19 protein-coding genes and 2 pseudogenes are annotated in these 23,479 nt (G+C 61.4%); 13 read left to right on the plus strand and 8 right to left on the minus strand.

Annotated features, from left to right (window positions below; all coding sequences use genetic code 11):
* Nucleotides 1-36: 36 nt before the first annotated feature.
* A complete protein-coding gene (locus V8689_RS00735) occupies nucleotides 37-1,179 on the plus strand; it encodes an MFS transporter (RefSeq protein ID WP_056790929.1) in 1,143 nt (380 codons plus the stop codon).
* Nucleotides 1,180-1,304: 125 nt separating this feature from the next.
* On the opposite strand, the gene V8689_RS00740 is transcribed toward V8689_RS00735, so the two are convergent.
* Together V8689_RS00740 and V8689_RS00745 are read right to left on the minus strand one after the other, a co-directional pair.
* Nucleotides 1,305-2,873 (minus strand): phospholipase D family protein, encoded by a 1,569-nt coding sequence (locus tag V8689_RS00740; RefSeq protein ID WP_056790932.1) that lies wholly within the window; start codon nucleotides 2,871-2,873, stop codon nucleotides 1,305-1,307.
* Between the two features lie 61 nt (nucleotides 2,874-2,934).
* Nucleotides 2,935-4,359, minus strand: a complete 1,425-nt coding sequence (locus V8689_RS00745) for a PLP-dependent aminotransferase family protein (RefSeq protein ID WP_056790935.1) — start codon at nucleotides 4,357-4,359, stop codon at nucleotides 2,935-2,937.
* Nucleotides 4,360-4,525: 166 nt separating this feature from the next.
* On the opposite strand from V8689_RS00745, the gene V8689_RS00750 reads away from it, so the two are divergent.
* Entirely contained in the window at nucleotides 4,526-4,750 is a 225-nt protein-coding gene (locus V8689_RS00750; RefSeq protein WP_056790938.1) for a DUF1127 domain-containing protein, read from the plus strand.
* On the opposite strand, the gene V8689_RS00755 is transcribed toward V8689_RS00750, so the two are convergent.
* Nucleotides 4,751-6,043, minus strand: coding sequence for an NAD(P)/FAD-dependent oxidoreductase (locus V8689_RS00755; protein ID WP_056790941.1), 1,293 nt, complete (start codon nucleotides 6,041-6,043; stop codon nucleotides 4,751-4,753). It abuts the gene before it with no gap.
* A gap of 115 nt (nucleotides 6,044-6,158) precedes the next feature.
* Here V8689_RS00755 and V8689_RS00760 point away from each other — a divergent pair, with 115 nt between their 5' ends.
* Nucleotides 6,159-6,512, plus strand: a complete 354-nt coding sequence (locus V8689_RS00760; protein WP_003195461.1) for a YkgJ family cysteine cluster protein — start codon at nucleotides 6,159-6,161, stop codon at nucleotides 6,510-6,512.
* A 121-nt stretch (nucleotides 6,513-6,633) separates the two neighbouring features.
* Here the strand turns inward: V8689_RS00760 and V8689_RS00765 are convergent, their stop codons facing one another.
* Complete coding sequence (locus tag V8689_RS00765; RefSeq protein WP_003176896.1) at nucleotides 6,634-7,122, minus strand: Lrp/AsnC ligand binding domain-containing protein; 489 nt, start codon at nucleotides 7,120-7,122, stop codon at nucleotides 6,634-6,636.
* Nucleotides 7,123-7,278: 156 nt separating this feature from the next.
* Between V8689_RS00765 and dadA the strand changes: the two genes are divergently transcribed.
* The 6 genes from dadA (at nucleotide 7,279) to V8689_RS00795 (ending at nucleotide 13,378) form a co-directional block, all read left to right on the plus strand.
* Entirely contained in the window at nucleotides 7,279-8,580 is a 1,302-nt protein-coding gene (dadA, locus tag V8689_RS00770) for a D-amino acid dehydrogenase (protein ID WP_056790946.1), read from the plus strand.
* A complete protein-coding gene (locus tag V8689_RS00775; protein WP_056790950.1) occupies nucleotides 8,552-8,905 on the plus strand; it encodes a RidA family protein in 354 nt (117 codons plus the stop codon). The genes dadA and V8689_RS00775 overlap by 29 nt, the downstream gene beginning before the upstream one ends.
* Nucleotides 8,906-8,985: 80 nt before the next feature.
* Nucleotides 8,986-10,059 (plus strand): alanine racemase, encoded by a 1,074-nt coding sequence (alr, locus tag V8689_RS00780; RefSeq protein WP_032894547.1) that lies wholly within the window; start codon nucleotides 8,986-8,988, stop codon nucleotides 10,057-10,059.
* A gap of 116 nt (nucleotides 10,060-10,175) precedes the next feature.
* The gene (locus tag V8689_RS00785) at nucleotides 10,176-10,724 is read left to right on the plus strand and encodes a cupin domain-containing protein (protein WP_032894548.1); all 549 of its coding nucleotides are present in this window, start codon (nucleotides 10,176-10,178) and stop codon (nucleotides 10,722-10,724) included.
* Between the two features lie 182 nt (nucleotides 10,725-10,906).
* Nucleotides 10,907-11,317 (plus strand): c-type cytochrome, encoded by a 411-nt coding sequence (locus V8689_RS00790; protein ID WP_056790954.1) that lies wholly within the window; start codon nucleotides 10,907-10,909, stop codon nucleotides 11,315-11,317.
* A gap of 138 nt (nucleotides 11,318-11,455) precedes the next feature.
* A complete protein-coding gene (locus tag V8689_RS00795; protein WP_056790958.1) occupies nucleotides 11,456-13,378 on the plus strand; it encodes an acetyl-CoA hydrolase/transferase C-terminal domain-containing protein in 1,923 nt (640 codons plus the stop codon).
* Between the two features lie 122 nt (nucleotides 13,379-13,500).
* Here V8689_RS00795 and V8689_RS00800 read toward each other — a convergent pair whose 3' ends face one another.
* Together V8689_RS00800 and rep are read right to left on the minus strand one after the other, a co-directional pair.
* A complete protein-coding gene (locus V8689_RS00800; protein ID WP_003195447.1) occupies nucleotides 13,501-14,073 on the minus strand; it encodes a xanthine phosphoribosyltransferase in 573 nt (190 codons plus the stop codon).
* 58 nt (nucleotides 14,074-14,131) lie between these two features.
* Nucleotides 14,132-16,141: a DNA helicase Rep gene (rep, locus tag V8689_RS00805; protein WP_003195444.1), complete on the minus strand. Its 2,010-nt coding sequence runs from the start codon at nucleotides 16,139-16,141 to the stop codon at nucleotides 14,132-14,134.
* Nucleotides 16,142-16,407: 266 nt separating this feature from the next.
* On the opposite strand from rep, the gene V8689_RS00810 reads away from it, so the two are divergent.
* Nucleotides 16,408-18,072, plus strand: a complete 1,665-nt coding sequence (locus V8689_RS00810; protein ID WP_056790961.1) for a putative bifunctional diguanylate cyclase/phosphodiesterase — start codon at nucleotides 16,408-16,410, stop codon at nucleotides 18,070-18,072.
* A 125-nt stretch (nucleotides 18,073-18,197) separates the two neighbouring features.
* Here V8689_RS00810 and V8689_RS00815 read toward each other — a convergent pair whose 3' ends face one another.
* Nucleotides 18,198-19,601, minus strand: coding sequence for a NorM family multidrug efflux MATE transporter (locus V8689_RS00815; protein ID WP_056790964.1), 1,404 nt, complete (start codon nucleotides 19,599-19,601; stop codon nucleotides 18,198-18,200).
* Nucleotides 19,602-19,753: 152 nt separating this feature from the next.
* Between V8689_RS00815 and V8689_RS00820 the strand changes: the two genes are divergently transcribed.
* From V8689_RS00820 to V8689_RS00830, 3 genes and pseudogenes are all read left to right on the plus strand, one after another.
* Nucleotides 19,754-20,674 carry a LysR substrate-binding domain-containing protein gene (locus V8689_RS00820; RefSeq protein WP_003195439.1) on the plus strand — a complete coding sequence of 307 codons (921 nt, stop codon included), beginning with the start codon at nucleotides 19,754-19,756 and terminating at the stop codon, nucleotides 20,672-20,674.
* Between the two features lie 176 nt (nucleotides 20,675-20,850).
* Nucleotides 20,851-21,924, plus strand: a pseudogene (locus V8689_RS00825) (Cache 3/Cache 2 fusion domain-containing protein); the annotation flags it as partial.
* 180 nt (nucleotides 21,925-22,104) lie between these two features.
* Nucleotides 22,105-22,827 carry a methyl-accepting chemotaxis protein gene (locus tag V8689_RS00830; protein WP_434520735.1) on the plus strand — a complete coding sequence of 241 codons (723 nt, stop codon included), beginning with the start codon at nucleotides 22,105-22,107 and terminating at the stop codon, nucleotides 22,825-22,827.
* Between the two features lie 58 nt (nucleotides 22,828-22,885).
* Here V8689_RS00830 and V8689_RS00835 read toward each other — a convergent pair.
* A pseudogene (locus V8689_RS00835) lies at nucleotides 22,886-23,434 on the minus strand (ATP-binding protein); the annotation flags it as partial.
* Nucleotides 23,435-23,479 lie beyond the last annotated feature (45 nt).

Consider the following 23,479-nt stretch of genomic DNA (forward strand, 5'->3'; position numbering starts at 1 on the left):
GTTTTGCAAACCAGAATTATCCACAGGAGCGTGGCAATGCGTTGGGCGACTTATTTCGCCGTGCTGGCCTCGGTACTCAGCGTTGGCCTGGCCCTGGGTGTCAGCATGCCGTTGGTATCCCTGCGTCTTGAAGGCTGGGGTTATGGCAGTTTCGCCATTGGCGTGATGGCGGCGATGCCGGCGTTCGGCGTGCTGCTGGGGGCCAAGGTCTCCAGCCGCATGGCGTCCTGGCTCGGCACTGCCAACCTGATGCGCCTGTGCCTGTGGGCCGGTGCGGTGTCCATCGGCTTGCTGGCGATCCTGCCCAGCTACCCGGTGTGGCTGGTGCTTAGGCTGATGATTGGGGTGATCCTGACCATCGTCTTCATCCTTGGCGAAAGCTGGATCAACCAACTGGTGGTCGAGCAGTGGCGTGGCCGACTGGTGGCGCTCTACGGCTGCAGTTATGCCTTGAGCCAGCTGTCGGGACCGTTGCTGCTGGGCCTGATTGGCACCGACCATGACTACGGTTTCTGGGTCGGCGCGGGCCTTTTGGTGGTGGCGCCGCTGTTGTTGCTGGGGCGTACCGGGGCGCCGACGGCGGATTCGTTCAGCGTGACGTTTGGCGACCTGTGGCGCTTTTGCCTGGGCCTGCCAGCGATTGCCTGGGCCGTGGCGTTGTTTGCTGCGTTCGAAGCGATGATTCTGACGCTGTTGCCGGTGTACTGCCTGCAACAGGGCTTTACCGCCGAGATCGCCTTGGCGATGGTCAGTACGGTGGTGGTGGGCGATGCGTTGCTGCAATTGCCTATTGGCGCGTTGGCCGACTACCTGCCGCGACGGACCTTGTTCCTGGCCTGTGCGCTGCTGTTGCTGGCGTCGAGCCTGGCGGTGCCGTTATTGATGCACACCGTGCTGATCTGGCCGGTGTGGGTGCTGTTCGGCGCGAGTGCCGGTGGGTTGTTCACCTTGTCGCTGATTTTGATTGGCGAGCGCTACCGCGACGATGCGTTGGTGCGTGCCAACGCTCATGTGGCGCAGCTGTGGGGCATTGGCTGCCTGATCGGGCCGTTGGTGGCGGGGGCGGGCAGCCAGTGGATCAGCGGGCATGCGCTGCCGCTGTTGATGGCGGCGGGGGCGTTGGGGTTGGTGGTGCTGTTGCTGCGCCAAGGGGCATTCGGCGCTACACAGCCGGCCTGACCTTGAAATGCAATCTATTGTGGGAGCTGGCTTGCCTGCGATAACGGTTTGTCAGTCGCTTATGTGTCGCCTGGTACACCGCTATCGCGGGCAAGCCGGGCTCCCACAGGTGATTTGCAGGGTTTTTAGAGCATGCGTTCCAGGCCGACGCTGGTGGCGAACCAGGCGTTGAACCGCCGCCACCAACTGCCCGGTTCGCGGGTCAGGGTGTGCATCTGGCCGTTGTCTTCTGTTACCCACACCACCTGGCCGTCCTGCAGTTTGGCCTCATAGCTCAACGCCGGCGCCATACCTTCCAGCGCCAGGTTGCGTACGTGCTCGGCCAGCTCGGGGCTGTCCACCAGTACGCCGACTTCGGTGTTCCACAACACTGAGCGCGGGTCGAAATTGAATGAGCCGATAAACGACTTTTCTCGATCAAAAATCATCGCCTTGCTGTGCAGGCTGGAGTCCGAGCCGCGCCAGCTACCATGCCGAAACAGGTGTGGGCCGCTGCTTGCGCTGGGGTCGCCGGGTTGCCTGCGCAGTTCATAGAGCTTCACCCCGTGCTCCAGCAACGCCTTGCGATACGGCGCGTAACCGCCGTGCACGGCTGGCACGTCGGTGGCTTCGAGGGCGTTGGTCAGCAGGCGCACCGAAACACCCGCATCGGCACGTCCTGTGAGGTAGACCAGCCCAGGTTGGCCCGGCACGAAGTAAGCCGAAATCATGATCAGTTCATGGCTGACCCCCGCCAGCTCTGGCGCCAGCTGAGTGGTCAGCAGCAGCTGTGGGTCGGGGTCGGCCTTGGCCAGTACCTTGCTCGGTGCGTCCCACAGCGCCTGGTTCCAGGCCCAGATCAACTCGCGGCGCCAGATGTCCATGCGCGGTTGGGTCTGGTAACTACGCAGGCGGTTGTACAGCGCGTGGTTCTGCTGACGGGACTCGGCCAGTGAGGCTTCAAGGCGCCCGCGGGCGATGGCGAGGTCGACCTTGGAGGGTTTGTTCGAGACGAAGTCATCGATCGGCTTGCTCAGGGCGCTGTTCCAGTACTGGTCGAAGCTGTGACCCAATTGCTCGGCCACCGGCCCGACGCTGAGCATGTCGATATCGGTGAAATTCAGGTTGGGTTCGGCGTCGAAATACTCGTCGCCCAGGTTGCGCCCGCCCACGATGGCCACGCTGTTATCGGCCAGCCACAGTTTGTTATGCATGCGCCGGTGTTGCAGTGACAGGTTGAATACTCGGCCCATGGCGCGTGTAACGCCGGTGCTGCGCCCTAGGTGCAGCGGGTTGAACAGGCGTATCTGCACCTTGGGATGGGCGGCAAGGGTGGCGATGATCTGGTCGAGGCCATCGCTGGTGGTGTCGTCCAACAGAATGCGCACGCGCACCCCGCGGTCGGCGGCCTTGAGCAATTCGTCCACGAGCATGCGTGTGCTGATGCCGTCGTGCACGATGTAGTACTGCAAGTCGAGGCTGCTCTGCGCGTTGCGGATCAACTCGGCGCGGGCCATGAAGGCTTCACTGCTGTTGGGCAGTAAACGAAAGCCTGAGCGCCCTTGGTAGGGGGCGGCCTGGGCCTGGATCGAGCGACCGAACGAGGAGTCCTGCGCGGGCAGAGCATCGCTGGGGAGGCGCGGGGTGTCGACCGTGGCGCAGCCGCCCAGGGCCAGGGCGCCTAGCAGGCAAAACGGTAAAAGCCGTCGAATCATCAAGGAAACTGCTTCCGGGTCAGGGCGGTTGTGGCATATGACGGCATTTGCTCGGGAAAGGTCAGTCCGCCGTCTCTTCCAGCATCTTGCCAGCGGCTGCACCCACCTTGCGCACGGCCTCTTCAATCTGCGCCGTTGGCTTGGCAGCGTAGTTCATGCGCAAGCAATTACGGTATTTGCCGGAGGCAGAAAAAATACTGCCTACCGCCACCTGTACGCCTTGTTCCACCAGCACGCGGTTGAGCTTCAAGGTATCGAACCCTTCAGGCAGTTCGATCCACAGCATAAAACTGCCCTGGGGCCGGCTGGCGCGCGTGCCAGCGGGGAAATAACGGCTGACCCAATCAAGCATCAGGTCGCGATTACGTTGGTATTGGGCGCGCATCCTGCGTAAATGCGGCTCGAAATGGCCGCCTTTGAGGAATTCGGCAATGGCGATCTGCGGCTGCGTGGCCGTAGAACCGGTGCTGATGTATTTCATGTGCAGCACCCGTTCCAGGTAGCGTCCCGGTGCGACCCAACCAATGCGCAGGCCGGGCGCCAGAGTCTTGGAGAACGAGCTGCACAGCAGCACACGGCCGTCTTCATCGAAGGATTTGATGGTGCGCGGGCGTGGGTAGCTGTAGGCCAGTTCGCCATACACGTCGTCTTCGATAATCGCCACGTCAAAGCGCTGGGCCAGGGTCAGCAAGGCGCGTTTACGCGCTTCCGGCATGATGTAGCCCAAGGGGTTGTTGCAGTTTGGGGTGAGCTGGATGACTTTGATCGGCCACTGTTCCAGCGCCAGTTCCAGGGCTTCGAGGCTGATGCCGGTGAGCGGGTCGGTGGGGATTTCCAGGGCTTTCATGCCCAGGCCCTTGAGGGTCTGCATGGCGCCGTGGAAGCTGGGCGAATCCACCGCAACGATATCGCCGGGCTCACAAATGGCGTGAATGCTGGCGGAGAGGGCTTCGTGGCAACCGGTGGTGATCACGATGTCTTCGGCGCTCAGTTGGCAGCCAGAATCTAATGACAGCCGGGCGATTTGCTCACGCAGTTCCATACAGCCGAGGATGTTGTCGTAATACAGCCCCGGCAGGTCCTGGCGCCGGCTGACACGGGCCAGGCTACGCAGCAGAGGCTTCAAGGTGGGCGACAGTACATCTGGCATGCCCCGGCCCATCTGTATGACGTCTTTGCGCGGCACCGCACGAATCAGTTCCAGCACCAGGTCCCACTGGGATATTTCCACTGGGCGTTGGGCCGGGCGGCCTATCTCGGGCAGCGCCGGCAGTTCACGGCCCACCGGCACAAAATAGCCCGACTTGGGCTTGGGCATCGCCAGACCGTTGTCTTCGAGCAACCGATACGCCTGCTGCACGGTGCTCAGGCTCACCCCGTGTTCCACACTTAAGGCCCGCACTGAAGGCAGCCGATCGCCCGGACGATAGAAGCCCTGCTCAATGCGGGTGCCGAGCAATTCGGCGAGGTTGACGTAAAGGGTCATGGTGCTCACTCCCGAGAGACCAGTACAGATAGGGGCAAAATACAGGATTCAGCCACGCAGCGGCAGTATCTGTATGGGTTTAATAAAAGTTGGCTGAATCTGTCATGGTTCTGGCCGCCCCGCGCATGCTGGTCACTCAAGGCAACAGGCCAATGAGGGCAGTCAAATGAGCGGCATGAGCGATGTACGGCTGGCGTTACGCAGTCAGGAACTGGAAGCGGGGCAGGAGCAGGTGATCACTGCCTCGGCGCCTGGCCGCTGGAGTCTGTTCTGGCGCCGTCGCCATACGCGCAAGGCTCTGCTGGACCTGAGCCGCGAGCAGTTACGCGACATCGGGCTGACCGCCGAGCAGGCGCGCCGTGAGGGTTTGAAACCCTTCTGGCGCGATTGATCAGAGCAGTTCTTTGAGGCGGTGCCAGAGCATTCCCAGGGCCAGCAACGGCGAACGCAGGTGTTTGCCGCCGGGGAAGGTGATGTGTGGCACCTGGGCGAACAGATCGAAGCGCCCCTGTTGCTCGCCGCTGATGGCCTCGGCCAGCAGCTTGCCCGCCAGGTGCGTGGCGTTGAGGCCATGGCCGGCATAGGCCTGGGCGTAATACACGTTGGGCTGATCGGCCAGGCGGCCAATCTGCGGCAGGCGGTTGGCGCCGATGCCGATCATGCCGCCCCATTGGTAGTCGATTTTCACGTCAGCCAATTGGGGGAATACCTGCAGCATTTTGGGCCGCATGTAGGCGCCGATATCCTTGGGGTCTCGACCGGAGTAGTGGCAAGCGCCGCCGAACAACAGGCGACGGTCGGCGGACAGGCGGAAGTAATCCACCGTCACCCGCTGGTCACACACGGCCATGTTCTGCGGCAACAGGCTGGTGGCTTGCGCTTGGCTCAAGGGCTCGGTGGCAATGATGTAGCTGCCGGCGGGCAGCACCTTGCCGCTCAGTTGCGGGTTGAGGCCGTTCAGGTAGGCGTTGCACGCCAGTACCAGGGTTTTGGCGCGCACAGTGCCTTGGGCGGTATGCACCTTGACCTCAGGGCCATAGTCGATGCGGGTCACTTGGGACTGCTCGTACAGCGCCACGCCCAACTGCTGGGCAACGGCGGCCTCACCCAGTGCCAGGTTCAGCGGGTGCAGGTGTCCGGAACCCATGTCGATCATGCCGCCTACATAGCGATCGGAGCCGATGACCGTGCCCATCTCGCTGGCTTGCAACAGGCGCACTTCGTGGCGGTAACCCAGGCTGTGCAGCTCTTCGGCATCTTCGGCCAGGCCTTGCAGGTCGCGGGATTTGTTGGCCAGGTCGCAGTAGCCCCAGGTCAGGTCACAGGGGATCTGGAAGCGCTCCACACGCTCGCGCACGATCTCCACGGCTTCCAGGCCCATCAGCTTCATCTGGCGCACGCCGTCGCTGCCGATCACCTGGGTGAACTGATTCAGCCCGTGGCCGACACCGCGAATCAACTGGCCGCCATTGCGCCCGCTGGCACCCCAGCCGATCTTGCGCGCTTCCAGCAACACCACGCGAAAGCCGCGCTCGGCCAATTCCAGGGCGGTGTTGAGACCGGAGAAACCCCCGCCGATCACACAGACATCGGCGTTTACCTCACCCATCAACGTCGGGTAATCCGGTTGCGGCACGCTGCTGGCAGCATAGTAGGAAGCGGTGTGCCGGGCGCTGGCGGTCATGGGGAACCTCCCTGTCTGGAAAATTTGACGCAGGATACAGTGGTCGCACGACGCTGTCTGCGCGGGGCGTTTTGCGTCAGAATCCACGTCTATTCGCCGTTCGGTATGGGTTTCGATGAGTTGCAACAGTCAGAAAATCAGCGCGCTGCGTCGCCAGATTCCTTCGTTCGAGTGCGTCCCGGGTTGCCACGACTGCTGTGGACCGGTGACCACCTCGCCCGAGGAAATGTCGCGCCTGCCGCGCAAGACCGCCGCCGAGCAAGAGGCGGCGATGGACGAGCTGAACTGCGTGCACCTGGGGCCCAAGGGTTGCACGGTGTATGACGAGCGGCCGCTGATCTGTCGCCTGTTCGGCACCACCAAGACCTTGCCGTGCCCCAATGGCCGGCGGCCGGTGGAGCTGATTCATCCGCGGGTGGAGAAGCAGATTCACGAGTACATGGCGAGCACCCGGCAGGTGCTGGTCTGACGCGATCATCCTGTAGGAGCGAGCTTGCTCGCGAAGACCGTCAACGATAACGCAGCGCATCTGGTTTAACGTGGCGCCCTCGGGTTTTTCGCGAGCAAGCTCGCTCCTACAGGGGTTGAATTCAGTCAGGAATCGGCAGGTTCAGGCTCTCTTTCACCTCTTCCATCACGATATAGCTCTTGGATTCGCGCACATGGGGAAGTTTGAGCAGGATATCGCCCAGCAATTTGCGGTACGACGCCATCTCGGAAATCCGCGCTTTCACCAGGTAGTCGAAATCCCCTGACACCAGATGACACTCCAGCACATGGGGTAGTTTCAGCACCGCACGACGAAATTCTTCAAAGGTGTCACCCGACTTGTAATCCAGGCTGATCTCGACAAATACCAGCAAACTCCCCTTCAAATGCTGGGGATTGAGCCGTGCGTTGTAGCCCATGATGATCCCTTCGCGCTCCAGGCGCCGCACGCGCTCGGTACAGGGCGTGGTGGACAGCCCGACCTTTTCCCCCAGCTCCGTGAACGAGATGCGCCCGTCGGTTTGCAGGATGCGCAGGATATTGCGGTCGATCTTGTCCAGCTCCCGCTTGGTCTGGGTGTTGGTACGCATAGGGGATACGCCTCTGTCAAAAGGGTTTTTGCCAAGAATTGTCGCCAAATATAGGCATTTATATAGTGAAATGCACTGCCGATTGTTTTTTACACTGCGCCCATCATTGCTCGAATAACACACGTCAGCGGCCAAGCCCGCGATGAGGATATAAAAATGCGTGTTCTGGTCTTGGGTAGCGGCGTCATTGGGGTGACCAGTGCCTACTATTTGGCGCGGGCCGGCTTCGACGTTGTGGTGGTTGATCGTCAGCCTGCCGCTGCCATGGAAACCAGTTTCGCCAACGCCGGCCAGGTGTCCCCTGGCTACGCCTCGCCATGGGCCGCACCGGGTGTGCCACTCAAGGCCATCAAATGGCTGCTTCAGCGCCACGCGCCGCTGGCGATCAAGGCCACCGCCGATATCGACCAATACCTGTGGATGGCGCAGATGCTGCGCAACTGCACGGCCAGCCGCTATGCCGTGAACAAGGAGCGCATGGTGCGCCTGTCCGAGTACAGCCGCGACTGCCTCGACGAATTGCGCGCCGAGACCGGCATTGCCTACGAAGGCCGCAGCCTCGGTACCACCCAGCTGTTCCGCACCCAGGCCCAGCTCGATGGCGCCGCCAAGGACATCGCCGTGCTGAAAGAGTCCGGTGTGCCGTTCGAATTGCTCGACCGTGCCGGCATTGCCCGGGTTGAGCCGGCGCTGGCCAGCGTCACCGATATCCTCGCCGGGGCCCTGCGCCTGCCCAACGACCAGACGGGCGATTGCCAGATGTTCACCACGCGCCTGGTCGACATGTGCAAACAATTGGGCGTGGAATTCCGCTTCGAACAAGACATCCAGCGCCTGGACTACGCAGGCGACCGCATCAACGGCGTGTTGATCGACGGCAAGCTGGAAACCGCCGACCGCTATGTCCTGGCCCTCGGCAGTTACTCGCCCCAGCTGCTCAAACCGTTGGGAATCAAGGCGCCGGTGTACCCGCTCAAGGGTTATTCGCTGACTGTGCCGATCACCAACCCGGCAATGGCGCCGACCTCGACCATTCTCGATGAGACCTACAAAGTCGCGATCACCCGTTTCGACAACCGCATTCGCGTCGGTGGCATGGCTGAAATAGCCGGTTTTGACCTGTCGCTGAACCCGCGGCGACGTGAAACCCTGGAGATGATCGTCAACGACCTTTATCCTCAGGGCGGCGATCTGACCCAAGCCAGTTTCTGGACCGGCCTGCGCCCGACCACCCCAGACGGCACACCGATTGTGGGTGCCACGCCGTTCAAGAACCTGTTCCTGAACACCGGCCACGGTACCCTCGGTTGGACCATGGCCTGTGGTTCGGGTCGCTTGCTGGCCGATCTGATGGCGAAAAAAACGCCACAGATCAGCGCCGCAGGTCTCGATATTTCCCGTTATGGCAACCACCAGGAGTCCGCACAACATGTCAATCCAGCGCCAGCTCACCAATGAGCGCATGAGCCAGATCGTTGTCCACAGCGGTACCGTGTACCTGGCAGGGCAAGTCGGCGACGACATGAGCGCCGGGATTGAACAGCAGACCCGTGAAACCCTGGTCAATATCGAGCGCTTGCTGGACCTGGCCGGTACCGACAAGACCAAGTTGCTGTCGGTGACGATCTATCTGAAGGATATCGACGCCGACTTCGCCCTGATGAACGCGGTATGGGACAAGTGGCTGCCCAAAGGTGTCGCCCCAGCCCGCGCCACGGTGCAAGCCAAGCTGTGCGAACCCGAGATTCTGGTAGAGCTGTCTGTCGTGGCTGCGCTGCCTTAACAAGCATCCCTCTCCCGGTGCCGAGGTTGTTGGTCGGCACCGGTTTTTTATTTACTTTTGCTGCCTAGAAGCCTGCCGCCATGCGTCCAGCCCGTGCCCTGATCGACCTCCAAGCCCTGCGCCATAACTACCAACTGGCCCGAGAAGTCACCGGGGCCAAGGCCCTTGCCGTGATCAAGGCCGATGCCTACGGCCATGGTGCGGTGCCCGTGGCCCAGGCGCTGGAAGCCGAAGCTGACGGGTTTGCCGTGGCGTGCATTGAGGAAGCGCTGGAACTGCGCGCCGCCGGCATTCGTGCGCCGGTGTTGCTGCTGGAAGGTTTTTTCGAAGCCGACGAGTTGCCGCTGATCATCGAGCAGGATTTGTGGTGCGTGGTGCATTCGTTGTGGCAGTTGGAAGCCATCGAACAGGCGCGCCTGAGCAAACCGCTGACGGTGTGGCTCAAGCTGGACTCGGGCATGCACCGTGTGGGCCTGCATCCCAAGGATTACCAGGAGGCGTATCAGCGCCTGCTGGCCAGCGGCAAAGTGGCGAAGATCGTATTGATGAGCCATTTTGCCCGCGCCGATGAGCTCGATTGCGTCAGCAGCAACGAACAAGTAACGGTCTTCGAGGCGGCGCGCCAAGGGCTGGCGGCTGAAGTCAGCCTGCGCAACTCACCCTCGGTATTGGGCTGGCCAAGCGTGTCCAGTGACTGGGTGCGCCCTGGCATCATGCTGTACGGCGCAACGCCCTTTGGCGAGGACCAGGCCCTCGCTGCGCGCTTGCAGCCGGTGATGACGCTGGAGTCCAAAGTGATCTGCGTGCGCGAATTGCCAGCCGGTGAGCCGGTGGGCTACGGCGCCAGGTTCGTTACGCCCAAGCCGATGCGCGTCGGTGTGGTTGCCATGGGCTATGCCGACGGTTACCCGCGCCATGCGCCGACCGGCACACCGGTGCTGGTGGCTGGCCAGCGCAGCCGGTTGCTGGGACGCGTGTCCATGGACATGCTGTGTGTCGACCTCACCGACTTGCCCCAAGCGGGCCTTGGTTCCACGGTGGAACTGTGGGGCAAGCACATCCTCGCCAGTGACGTTGCCGTCGCCGCCGAGACCATCCCCTATCAGATTTTTTGCAACCTGCGCCGAGTGCCAAGGCTCTATTGCGGCGCTTAGCCGCCGGCAACGAACCGAGCAGGCCGGGATTTAGGCCCAAGTGTTGTAAATACTGAACGCTGTCGCCATGATAACGCTCAATTACAACAAAGCCTGAATCCTAGGAGGCTCCTGCATTGGACGTCGGCGAACGACTGCAATCCATCCGTAAACTCAAAGGTCTTTCCCAGCGTGAGCTCGCCAAGCGTGCGGGCGTCACCAACAGCACCATTTCGATGATCGAGAAAAACAGCGTCAGCCCCTCGATCAGCTCCCTGCGCAAGGTGCTGGGCGGTATCCCCATGTCCATGGTCGAGTTCTTCTCCGAGGAAGTCCTCCAGGAAATACCGACGCAGATCGTCTATAAAGCCAATGAGCTGATCGACATCTCCGACGGTGCCGTCACCATGAAACTGGTGGGGCGGGCGCGCCCGAGCCGGGCCATCGCGTTTCTCACCGAGATCTACCCGCCAGGTGCCGACACGGGCGAAGAAATGCTCACCCACGAAGGCGAGGAAACCGGGATTCTGGTGGAAGGTCGCCTGGAGTTGGTGGTCGGTCTTGAAACTTTTGTGCTCGAGGCGGGCGATAGCTACTACTTTGAAAGTACCAGGCCCCATCGTTTTCGCAATCCGTTCGACGTGCCGGCGCGACTAATCAGCGCAGCCACCCCCGCGAACTTTTAAGAATAGAGGCGCCCTGCCAGCGTTGCAGAGGTTCCCGCAGCTGTACACCGTGAGGCCGAATCTCCCTTTATTTAATAGGGTTGTTTCGGCCAGGCGGGCTAACCGTTATACTTTCGCCGCCTGCGAAACCGTGGCCGCAGGCGTGAATAGCCACCATTGAGGGTGAACGCGTGAACCTAATTATGAAAATGCTGGCTGCACCAGCAACCGTACTGGCCCTATGGGCTGTCAGCGCTCAAGCTGCGACCAATGATGACATTGCCAAGCGCCTGGAGCCTGTGGGCCAGGTTTGCGTCCAGGGCCAGGAATGCAAGGGCATGGAAGTGGCTGTGGCAGCGAGCGGCGGCGGTGCGAGAACTGCGGACGAGATCATCGCCAAGCACTGTAACGCTTGCCACGGCAGCGGCCTTTTGGGTGCGCCGAAAATTGGCGACACCGCCGCATGGAAAGAACGCGCCGACCATCAAGGTGGCCTCGATGGCATCCTGGCCAAGGCCATCACCGGTATCAACGCCATGCCGCCCAAGGGCACCTGCGCTGATTGCTCGGACGACGACCTCAAGGGTGCGATCAAGAAGATGTCCGGGCTGTAATCGGTCGATCTTCGCCAAAAATGCCGCTTACGAGCGGCTTTTTTGTGTCCGCAATTTCTGTATTGAGGCTGTTCATTGCAGCAAAGACCCGGCAAGCTCGGTCCAACTCCAATTCATGGAATGTTCGGGAGCAGTCGGATGGTGCAGTTGTGTTCAATCGAGCAAGCAGTTGACGACGTACTGGCGCGGTTGCCGGCGCATATCCACATGGGCATGCCGCTGGGGCTGGGCAAGCCCAACCTGTTCGTCAACGCGCTGTACCGGCGCATCGCCAAGTTGCCGGAGCGGGCGCTGACTATCTACACCGCGTTGAGCCTGGGTCGCCCGACGATGGGGGATGGCTTGCAGAAACGCTTTCTCGAACCCTTTATCGAACGGGTGTTTGGCGACTACCCCGAACTAGACTTTCTCGCCAACCTGCACAAGGGCAGCCTGCCGAAGAATATCCGGGTGCAGCAGTTTTTCATGCAACCCGGTAGCCTGCTGCACAGCACGTCGGCGCAGCAGGATTACGTCAGCAGCAACTACAGCCATGCGGCCCGCGACATCAACGCCGCCGGCCTGAACCTGGTGGCGCAGTTGGTGGCCAGTAGCAGCGAGCATCCCGACCGTCTGAGCCTGAGCTGCAACCCGGATATCACCCTCGACCTGATGCCCATGATCGCCAAGCGGCGCGCGGCCGGGGAGACCATCCTGGTCGTTGGCCAGGTCCATAGCGACTTGCCCTACATGCCCGGCGATGCCGAGTTGGGCATGGATGAGTTTGACTACCTGCTGGATGAAAAAGACAGCACCACGTTGTTCTCCACGCCGAACATGCCAGTGGGCTTTCAGGACCATTTTATCGGCCTGCATGCCAGCACCCTGGTGCGTGACGGCGGTACGTTGCAGATTGGTATCGGCTCCATGGGCGATGCGCTGACCGCTGCCTTGCTGGCGCGCCAGGCCGACAACGAGGCCTATCGCCTGTTGCTCACTGACCTGGATGTGTACCAGTGGGCGCCGTTGATCAGCCGCGAAGGCGGCGTTGAGCCGTTTGCTCGTGGGCTTTACGGTTGCAGCGAGATGTTCGTCAACGGCCTGCTGGTATTGGCCGATGCCGGGATTGTGCGGCGCAAGGTCTACCCGGATGTGGCGACCCAGACGCAGGCCAACGCGGGCACCCTGGACGACGCGGCGCAACCCGACGGCGTGGCGATCCATGGCGGTTTCTTCCTGGGGCCGCGCAGTTTTTACCAGCGCTTGCAGGAAATGCCCCACGCCAAGCGCCAGGCATTCAACATGACCCGCATCAGCTACATCAACGAGCTGTACGGTCAGGAAGAACTCAAACGCCTGCAGCGCCTGGATGCGCGGTTTATCAACAGCGCGATCATGGTCACCTTGCTCGGCGCTGGCGTGGCCGATCAGCTGGAAGACGGTCGCGTGCTCAGTGGCGTGGGCGGGCAATACAATTTCGTGGCCCAGGGGCATGCGCTGGAAGGCGCACGCTCAATCCTGATTTTGCGCAGCTGGCGTGAGTCGGCGGGGGAGGTCAGTTCCAATATCGTCTGGGAATATGGCCACTGCACCATTCCCCGGCACCTGCGGGATATTGTCATTACCGAATACGGCATTGCCGACTTGCGCGGTCAGACGGATGCCAAGGTGATCGAAGCGCTGCTGAACATCACCGACTCCAGGTTCCAGCACGACTTAATTGAACAGGCGCAAAAGGCCGGCAAATTGCCCAAGGATTTCCAACTGGATCCGCGTTTCGCCGACAACACACCAGAGCGGCTCCAAGCCATTCAGGCCAAGCATCGTCGCCTGTTCCCGGAATACCCCCTGGGCAGCGACTTCACGGATGAGGAGCGGGATTTGTTGCGGGCGCTGAACTGGCTCAAGAGCAAATTCAAGCTCACCGAGATTCTGGAATTGGGTAAGGCGGCACTCGACGCGCCGGAGCCTGAGGCATTTCCCAAGCATTTGCAGCGCATGCGCTTGGATAAGCCGGAGGGCATCAAGGAGGACCTGTATCAACGCTTACTGCTGGCGGGCCTGCAGGCCACCACCCACTGACAGCGCAACGCAAAACCTAATGTGGGAGCTGGCTTGCCTGCGATGAGGGTCTTTCAGTCGACACCTCTGTCGCCTGATACACCGCTATCGCAGGCAAGCCAGCTCCCACATTTGGTTAGTGATTACTCGATAAAAGTCACGACACCACCGGCCAGCGACTTCACCCGCGCCAGCGACTCAACCCGATAACCTTGGGCGTCCAGCTCCGCCCGCCCGCCCTGGAACGACTTCTCGATCACGATCCCCAGGCCGGCCACGGTCGCGCCGGCCTGCTTGATGATCGAGATCAGCGCCTGGGACGCCTTGCCGTTGGCCAAAAAGTCGTCGATCACCAGCACGCGGTCGCTGCTGGTCAGGTGGCGCGGGGAGATCGCCACGGTGCTTTCGGTTTTCTTGGTGAAGGAATACACCGTGGCCGACAGCAGGTTTTCCGTGAGGGTCAAGGATTGCTGCTTGCGGGCGAAGATTACCGGCACGCCCAGGTTCAGCCCGGTCATGATGGCCGGGGCAATGCCCGAGGCTTCGATGGTGACGATCTTGGTGATGCCCGAATCCTTGAACAGTGCGGCGAACTCGTCGCCGATCAGTTTCATCAGCGCCGGATCGATCTGGTGGTTCAAAAAGGCGTCAACCTTGAGGACCTGATCGGAAAGCACGATGCCTTCTTCGCGAATTTTCTTGTGCAGTGCTTCCACGGAAAGCTTCCTCTAATGGCGCGTTGTGCGCCGAAAGTAGATTAAAAAGTAGTCGATTCTAGCGCTTTAGCATCGCGCGTATATCCGCCAAGGCGGTGTTGCCGCGAACGGCCTTCACCTCGGTGGGGGTGTCGTCATTGCCTTCCCAGGCCAGGTCGTCCGGCGGTAGTTCATCCAGAAACCGGCTGGGGGCACAATCGATGATTTCACCGTATTGCTTGCGCTTGGCAGCAAAGGTGAAGGCCAGGGTCTGACGTGCGCGGGTAATGCCCACGTAGGCCAGGCGGCGTTCTTCCTCGATGGTGTCGGCTTCGATGCTGGAGCGGTGCGGGAGGATTTCCTCTTCCATGCCCATGATGAATACGTAGGGAAATTCCAGGCCCTTGGACGCATGCAAGGTCATCATCTGCACGCCTTCGGCGCCGTCTTCCTCTTCTTGCTGACGCTCGAGCATGTCGCGCAACACCAGCTTGCCGATGGCGTCCTCGACGGTCATTTCGCCGTCTTCGTCTTTTTCCAGGGTGTTCTTCAGCGCTTCGATCAGGAACCAGACGTTGCCCATGCGGTAATCCGCGGCCTTGTCGCTGGAACTGTTGGTGCGCAGCCAGTTTTCATAGTCGATGTCCATGACCATGCTGCGCAGGGCGCTGATCGGGTCTTCGCCGGCGCACTGCTCGCGCACCTTGTCCATGAAGCGCTTGAAGCGTGACAGGCGATCAGTGAAGCGCGTGTCCAGGTGTTCGCCCAGGCCGATTTCGTCGGTGGCGGCGTACATCGAGATCTTGCGTTCGGTGGCGTAGTTACCGAGCTTTTCCAGGGTCGTGGAGCCGATTTCCCGGCGCGGCACGTTGATCACGCGCAGGAAGGCGTTGTCGTCGTCCGGGTTCACGATCAGCCGGAAGTAGGCCATCAGGTCTTTGACTTCCTGGCGTCCGAAAAAGCTGTTGCCGCCTGAAAGGCGATACGGCACCTGGTGGTGCTGCAATTTCAGCTCGATCAGCTTGGCCTGGTAGTTGCCGCGATACAGGATCGCAAAGTCGCTGTAGGGCCGGTCGGTGCGCAAGTGCAGGCTGAGGATTTCCACGGCCACGCGCTCAGCTTCGGCGTCTTCGTTGCGGCAGCGGATCACACGGATCTCGTCGCCATGGCCCATCTCGCTCCACAGTTGTTTTTCAAACTCGTGGGGGTTATTGGAGATCAGCACGTTGGCGCAGCGCAGGATGCGGCTGGTGGAGCGGTAGTTCTGCTCCAGCATCACCACTTTCAAGGAGGGGTAATCTTCCTTGAGCAGCATCAGGTTTTCCGGGCGGGCACCGCGCCAGGCGTAGATCGACTGGTCGTCGTCGCCTACCACGGTGAACTGGTTGCGCGTGCCGATCAGCAACTTCACCAGCAGGTATTGGCTGGCGTTGGTGTCTTGATATTCGTCCACCAACAGGTAGCGCACCTTGTTTTGCCATTTCTCCAGGATGTCCTTGTGCTCCTGGAACAGCTTGACCGGCAGCAGGATCAGGTCGTCGAAGTCCACCGCGTTGAACGCCTTGAGCGTGCGCTGGTAGTGGGTGTAGACGATGGCGGCGGTCTGTTCCTTGGGGTTGCGCGCGGCTTCCAGGGCTTCGGCGGGCAGGATCAGGTCGTTTTTCCAGGCGCCGATCATGTTCTTGATCTCGTCGACGCCGTCGTCGCCCGCGTATTCCTTCTGCATGATGTCGGTCATCAAGGCCTTGACGTCGGTCTCGTCGAAGATCGAGAAGCCCGGCTTATAGCCCAGCCGCACATGCTCCTTGCGGATGATGTTCAGGCCCAGGTTGTGGAAGGTACACACGGTGAGGCCACGGCCTTCGCCACCCTTGAGCAGGGTGCCGACGCGTTCTTTCATTTCCCGCGCCGCCTTGTTGGTAAAGGTCATGGCGACGATGTACTGGGCGCGGATGCCGCAGTTCTGGATCAAGTGCGCGATCTTGCGGGTGATCACGCTGGTCTTGCCGGAGCCTGCACCGGCGAGCACCAATAGAGGGCCGCCGACGTAGTTCACGGCTTCTTGCTGCCGGGGATTGAGTCGGGACATACGGAATTTTAGGGGTCGTTGTTCAAAAGGGCGGGCATTTTAACAGGCTGGAAAGATTCTGCTGCCATAGAACGACGGTGTGACGTACCACTCGATCTAAATTTGCCGGTTTTGCTACTTTGCCGCAGGATGTGGAGGAATATCCGAGACGATTATTTACAGTCTGCGCATTTGATAACAACTATCATTTGTCATCCTTTGTCATTGTCAGGCCGCACGTCATAATGGCACCGCTAATGAAATTTTGCAGAGTCTAGGGAGTTAGCGTGTCTACGCCTGTCGAACCCTTGCGTTTGCTGCTGCTGGCCGATGAGCCCGAGTGGGCAGCGTTGTTGCGCGAGTGCCTGGCGCCGATGGGCGAAGGGGCTGTGCTGATCAGTGCGCCCAACTGGGACTCGGTGAGCCGCCTGTTCGATGACGACCAGGGTGCTGTGTTATTGACCACGCCCAGCCTGCAGCCCGGCCCTGGCCGGTGCAGTTTGCCGTGTGTATTGCTGCTGGAGCAGGAGCCGCTGGTGTCGCCGCTGGGTGTCAGCGATTGGTTGGTGCTGGAGGCATTGGACGCCGACACATTGCGACGCTGCCTGCGCCATGTGCGCGAGCGCGGCGTGCTGGAGAACACCTTGCAGCGCCTGGCCGAGCAAGACCCGCTCACCGGTATTGCCAACCGCCAGGGTTTCCAGACCTTGCTGGCCGCGCGCTTGGCGGAAAACGACGGCCGTGGCCTGGCCCTCGGTCACCTGGACCTGGACAACTTTCGTCACGCCAACGATGCCCTCGGCCATCAGGCGGGCGACCGGTTGATCCTGCAAGTGGTGTCACGGCTCAAGAGCCAGCTCGAAGCCGGAGACCAACTGGCGCGCCTGGGCAGCGATGAGTTTGCCTTGTTGATTGATACCCGCCGGGCGCCCCAGCGCGCCGAATGGATGGCCGAGCGCATCACTGAAGTGATGGCCGAACCCTATTGGGTAGATGGCGAAAGCCTGTTGATCGGTTGCAGCCTGGGCATGGCCCATGCCCGAGCCCGTGCGGGCGCCGACCCGTTGATGTGGCACGCCCATATCGCCATGCAGCAGGCCAAAAGCACCCAGGGCTGCACCTTTCATATCTTCAATGAACGTATCAACCGCAACGCCCGCAGCCTGGCCGACCTGGAAAGTGAACTGCGCCGGGCCTTGCGCCGCGATGAGTTGGAGCTGCATTACCAACCGCGCCTGGACCTGGACGACGGCCATATCGTTGGCCTCGAAGCCCTGGTGCGCTGGCGTCACGGCGAGCGCGGCTTGTTGCCGCCCAGCGAATTCGTGCCGCTGGCCGAACAGAGTGGCCTGATCGTGCCATTGGGCTACTGGGTGATCTCCCGCGCCCTGCGCGACATGCAAGACCTGCGCGAACGCGGCCTGCCGCCGCTACACATGGCGGTCAACCTGTCGTTTCGCCAGTTTCAGGACAGCCAGTTGCTGTCCACCCTCAGCCGCCTGATTGCCGAGCGCGCCGTGGAAGCGCAATGGCTGGAATTCGAACTGACCGAAACCGCCGTGATGCGCCGCAGCGACCTGGTCAAACAGACCATGGATGCCCTTGGCCGGTTGGGTGTGCGGTTTTCCCTGGATGACTTCGGCACCGGTTTTTCATCGTTTGTGCACCTCAACAGCCTGCCGATTGCCTTGTTGAAGATCGACAAGAGCTTTGTCGGCGGCATGGAAGAGCGCGAAGAAAACCGCAAGCTGGTGCACGCCATGATCAACCTGGCCCATAACCTCAACCTGGAAGTGGTCGCCGAAGGCGTGGAAACCCCCGAGCAGCTTGAGCTTTTGCGCTTGTTTGGGTGCGATCAGGTCCAGGGTTACCTGATCAGCAAGCCGTTGCCGCTGCCAGAACTGGTGGAATACCTGATGTTCGGGCAAAGCCAGCAGGCGCTGTTGGGCTAAGCCTTCAAAGTGGTTCAAATGTGGGAGCTGGCTTGCCTGCGATAGCGGTCGTTCAGCTAAAAATGATTAGCCTGACACACTGCTATCGCAGGCAAGCCAGCTCCCACATGAACCGCGTGCACTCGCTAGTCAGGCAGTGCCGCTTTGAAACCAACAGGAGCATCCGGCTCCTGGCGAATCATCCGCTTCATCTTCGCCTCAAACGCCCAGGTCAGGCTCACCGCCGCACACGCCAGGCCCAGTGCCAGGCCCCACCAGACGCCGGTTGGCCCCCAGCCCAGGGTGAACGCCATCAACCAGGCCGACGGTGCACCAATCAGCCAATAGCAACCCAGCCCCACCAGGAAGGTGGTCTTGGCGTCCTTCAGGCCCCGGATACAACCCATGGCGATGGTCTGTACGCCGTCGAACAATTCGAACCAGGCGGCGACGGCCAGCAGGCTCACTGCCAGCACGATAACGTCATGGAATGCCGGGTCGTCATGGTCGAGGAACAGTCCTATCAGCGGGTCGGAAAACAGCCACAGCACTGCGGCGAATCCCAACATCACCATGGCGCCGAATCCTATGCCGACTCGCCCGGCCAGGCGTGCCATCAGCAACTGCCCGGCGCCGTAGTGCTGGCCGATGCGCATGGTCACCGCGTAGGACATCCCCGCCGGTACCATGAACGCCACCGACACAATCTGCAGGGCGATCTGGTGTGCCGCCAACTGCGTGCTGCCCATGGTGCCCATGCACAACGCCGCAAAGGCAAACAACCCGACCTCTACCGCATAGGTGCCGCCAATCGGCAGGCCCAGGCGCCATAGCTCGCGCAGGTAGTGGGTATTCAGGCGCAGCAGGCCGGTGCCCAGCGGGTAGGCGGCGTAGGCGCGGTTGCTGCGGATGTACCACATCAAGGCCAGCGCCATGCCATTGGCGACGATGGCGGTCACCAGGCCGATGCCCATCAGGCCCAGTTTCGGCAGGCCGAACATGCCTTCGATCAGCGCATGGTTGAGCAGGTAGTTGACCACGGTGCCGCACAGGCTGATCACCATCACCGGAGTGGCCTTGCCGATGGCGCTGGTAAAGCCGCGCAGGGCCATGAAGCTCAGGTAGCCGGGCAGGGCAAAGGGCAGGATCGTCAGGAATTGCCCGGCCGCCTGCACGTTGGTTTCGGTCTGGCCGAACATCAGCAGTACTGGCTTCAAGTTCCACAACAGCAGCGCCGCCGCCAGGGCCATCAACCACGCCAGCCACAGCCCGGCCTGGGTGAGGCGGGTGGCGCCGTCGATATCGCCCGCGCCGTGGCGAATGGCGACCAGGGTGCCCACGGCCGCGATCACGCCGATGCAGAAGATCGCCACGAACGAATAGCTCGCCGCGCCCAGGCCACCGCCGGCCAGGGCCTCGGGGCTCAAGCGCGCCATCATCAGGGTGTCGGTCAGCACCATCAGCATGTGCGCCAACTGTGAGGCAATCAACGGCCCCGACAGCCGCAGAATGGCCCAGAGTTCGGTACGTGCCGGATGTTGCATGATCATCACACTCGAATGGTCAGGAAGATGGGGAAGGGTTGATTCTCGGCGCATTCAGCGCATTGCACAAAAGGATAAAAGCGATCGTTGGCATGATTAAAACTCATGCTTGAGCGATTCTGGTAGGGTTTCCAGATTGCGCAGTCGGAGCTTTCAGCATGTCCCGTCGTCTTCCTCCTCTTTACGCCTTGCGGGCCTTTGAAGCCGCCTCCCGCCACCACTCCTTTACCCGCGCGGCTGAGGAATTGTCGATTACCCAAAGTGCTATCAGCCGGCATATCCGCACGCTCGAAGATTATTTTGCCTGCCGATTGTTCCAGCGCAGCGGTCGCACATTGCAGCTCACGGAAGCGGCGCGTTTGTTGCTGCCTGGCGTACGGGAAGGCTTCGCTGCCCTGGAGCGTGCGTGCCATACCTTGAATGCCGAAGATGACATCCTGCGTATGAAGGCGCCGTCCACCTTGACCATGCGCTGGCTGCTGGCGCGGTTGAGTCGCTTCCGCGCCTTGCAGCCAGGCAATGAGGTGCAACTCACCAGTGCGTGGATGAGCATCGATGAAGTGGACTTCAACCAAGAGCCGTTCGACTGCGCGGTGTTGCTCAGCAACGGACACTTTCCGGCGGACTGGGAGGCCAGTTATCTGTTTGCTGAAATGCTGATCCCGGTGGGAGCGCCCAATCTGCTGGACGACGGTCCCTGGGACGTGACGCGGTTGGCAACCGCCGAACTGCTGCACCCAACCCCGGACCGTCGCGACTGGCGTTACTGGCTGCAGCGCATGGGGCTGTCGTCTCAGGTTTCACTCAAGGGCGGGCAAGTGTTCGACACGCTTGAGCTGGGCATGATCGCCGCCGCCCGAGGCTATGGCGTCTCCATGGGTGATTTACTGATGGTGGCCGAAGACGTGGCACAGGGGCGCTTGAGCCTGCCATGGCCGACGGCGGTCGCCAGTGGGGAAAGTTATTACCTGGTGTGGCCGAAAACCCGCCCCGGTGGTGAGCGCTTGCGACGGCTGGCGGAATTTCTTCAGGGTGAAGTCAAGGCGATGGAATTGCCCCAGGTCGAACGCCTCGATTGAGTGGCGGCGAGTTGTTAGTGCAATCGTTTGCGGGATACCCCTGTGATTCGCTCAAGTATTGCCAAATGCCGCCGAAGAAGGGGGTTGGAACCATCGTGCATCAACGTTTCCCACTAGATAATTTGCCGAGCAGCGCTATGAGATCAGGATGATCCTGGCCTCGGCCAGGAGCTGTCATGTCTCAACCCCGTGCCCGGATTGCCTCCCAGTTAGGCCTCGCACTCGCCGTGATTCTCGCTGTCGTCATCAGCGGCAGTACGGTCTTTGCCTTGCGTACCCTCGACTCCGCCAACCTCGCCACCCGCGAGGAGCACTTGGCCAGCGAGGCGCGTTTGCTCGCCGACCAACTCAACACCTTCCACAGCACCTTGCGCGAAAGCACCCAGCGTTTGAGCGGGCTGTTTGAAAAGCGCTTCGGCGCCGGCTTGAGTGTGCGTGCGGACCAACCCGTGGCCGTGGCCGGCGTGCAGACGCCGAGCCTCTATCTGGGCAACGAGGTGCTGAACAACAACTTCGAAGAAGTGGATGAGTTCAAGCAGATGTCCGGTGGCGTGGCCACGGTGTTCGTGCGCAGCGGCGAGGACTTTATCCGCGTCAGTACCTCCCTGGCCAAGCAGGATGGCAATCGCGCCATTGGCACCGTGCTTGACCGTCAGGGCGCGGCCTACCGGCGCGTTGTGAGCGGCCAGACCTACATCGGCCGTGCCGTGTTGTTCGACCGTTCCTACATGACCCAATACAGCCCCGTACGTGACAGCAGTGGCCAGGTCATTGCCGTGCTGTTCATCGGTTTCGATTACACCGATGCCCAGAACGCCCAGTTTGAAAACCTCAAGCGCTTCCGCATCGGCCAGACCGGCTCCCTCGCGTTGCTGGATGAGCAAAAGCACTGGCTGGTGCCGCCGGCGGGCGTGCAAGCGCCGGATCAGGCGATTGCCGTGATGCTCGACCTGGCGAAAAAGCCGGGTGCAGGCCGTTTCTGGAGCGACAAGAACGAAGATTTCTATAGCGTCTCGGTGCCGTTCGAAGGCGGCCCTTGGGCGGTGGTAGCGAGCATGCCCAAGGCTGAGATTCGCGCCGTGACCTGGGAAGTCGGCATCCGCCTGGTGATCGGCAGCGTGCTGGCGATGTTGCTGGCAGTGGGCGCCACGGTGTGGCTGTTGCGCAGCAAGCTGGCGCCATTGAGCGAGCTGGTACGCCAGGCTCAGGCCCTGGGCGCGGGCGATTTGGGTGCGCGTCTCAATGTGTCCAGCCATGACGAAATCGGCCAGTTGGCGCGCAGTTTCAACCAGATGGGCGAAGCGCTGTCGACCATGGTGTCGCATATTCGTACGGCCGCTGAACAGGTCAACAGCCGCGCCCAGGCGTTGTCGGGCTTGTCTGGTGGTGCCTACGAAGGCATGGAGCAACAGTCCGGCGAGATCACCAGCATGGCCGGTGCGGTGGAAGAGTTCAGTGCTACCTCGCTGAATATCGCCGACAACATGGGCAACACCGAGCGCCTGGCTCAAGAGAATGCCCAGCAAACCCGTATTGGCCGCACATCGATGCAAGAAGCGTCATCGTCCCTGGAGCATATCGCCACCGCGCTGAACAGCACTGCTGCCGTGATCAACACCCTGGGCCAGCGGTCCCAGGAAATCGGCGGGATCGTCGGGGTGATTACCGCCATCGCTGAACAGACCAACCTGCTGGCGCTCAACGCCGCCATCGAAGCCGCCCGTGCCGGTGAGCAAGGTCGTGGTTTTGCCGTGGTCGCCGACGAAGTGCGCAACCTGGCTTCGCGCACCCGCCAGGCCACCGATGAAATCTCCGGCATGATCCAGAGCATCCAGCAGGAAACCGGTAACGCCATCAGCACCATGGAGCAAGGCAATGCGCTGATGCAGGAAGGCCTGTCGCGCAACGCCGACGTGGCCTCGGCCCTGGCGCGTATCGACGAGCAAAGCCGCTCGGCCGGCCAGCAGTTCGCGGCGATCACCACCGCCACCCAGGAACAGAGCAGCACCGCGACCTTGCTCAGCAGCAACCTGCAGAGCATTGCGCTGGCCAACAGCGAGCAGCGTGAAGTGGTGTCGAACCTGGCGGTTACCGCCAAGGAACTGGAGACCTTGGCGGCAGGCTTGCGCCATGAGGTGGATCGGTTTCGCTGAGGCACCGCCAATAAAATTGTGAGAGCGAGCAAGCCCGCACATTGATATTGCGTACGGCTCAAGTCACGGATGTGGGGCGGTACTGCAGGGCCTCCTTCAGATGGTCGCGGGTGATGGCTTCCATCTGGTCCAGGTCCGCCAAGGTGCGCGCCACCTTCAGCAGCCGATGGGCCGCCCGCAGTGACAGTGTCAGTCGCTCGCAGGCGGTCTCCAGCCAACCCTCGTCGACCTTTGGCAGCTTGCAGTGCTGGCGCAGCCCCGGCAGGTCCAGAAAAGCATTGGCACACCCCTGGCGTCGCTGCTGACGCTCGCGTGCTTGCGCTACCCGCACCGAGGCATCGGCCGTGGTATCGCCCGCCTGTTGTGTGGGGCTCAGGGCAGTGGCCTCCCGCGCGACAGTCAGGTGCAAATCAATCCGGTCCAGCAACGGCCCGGACAGTTTATTGCGATAGCGCTGGATCTGCTCCGGTGTACACCGGCAACGCCCGCTGGGCTCGCCCATGTAGCCGCAAGGGCAGGGGTTCATCGCCGCGACCAGTTGAAAGCGCGCCGGGAAACTCACACGGTCTCGGGCCCGGGAGATCACGATATGCCCCGATTCGAACGGTAGGGCTATATAACACATTTTTCTGGACTAGCTAGCGGCATCACC

This window comes from Pseudomonas sp. AK181, assembly GCF_051122975.1.
Lineage (GTDB): Bacteria > Pseudomonadota > Gammaproteobacteria > Pseudomonadales > Pseudomonadaceae > Aquipseudomonas > Aquipseudomonas lactis.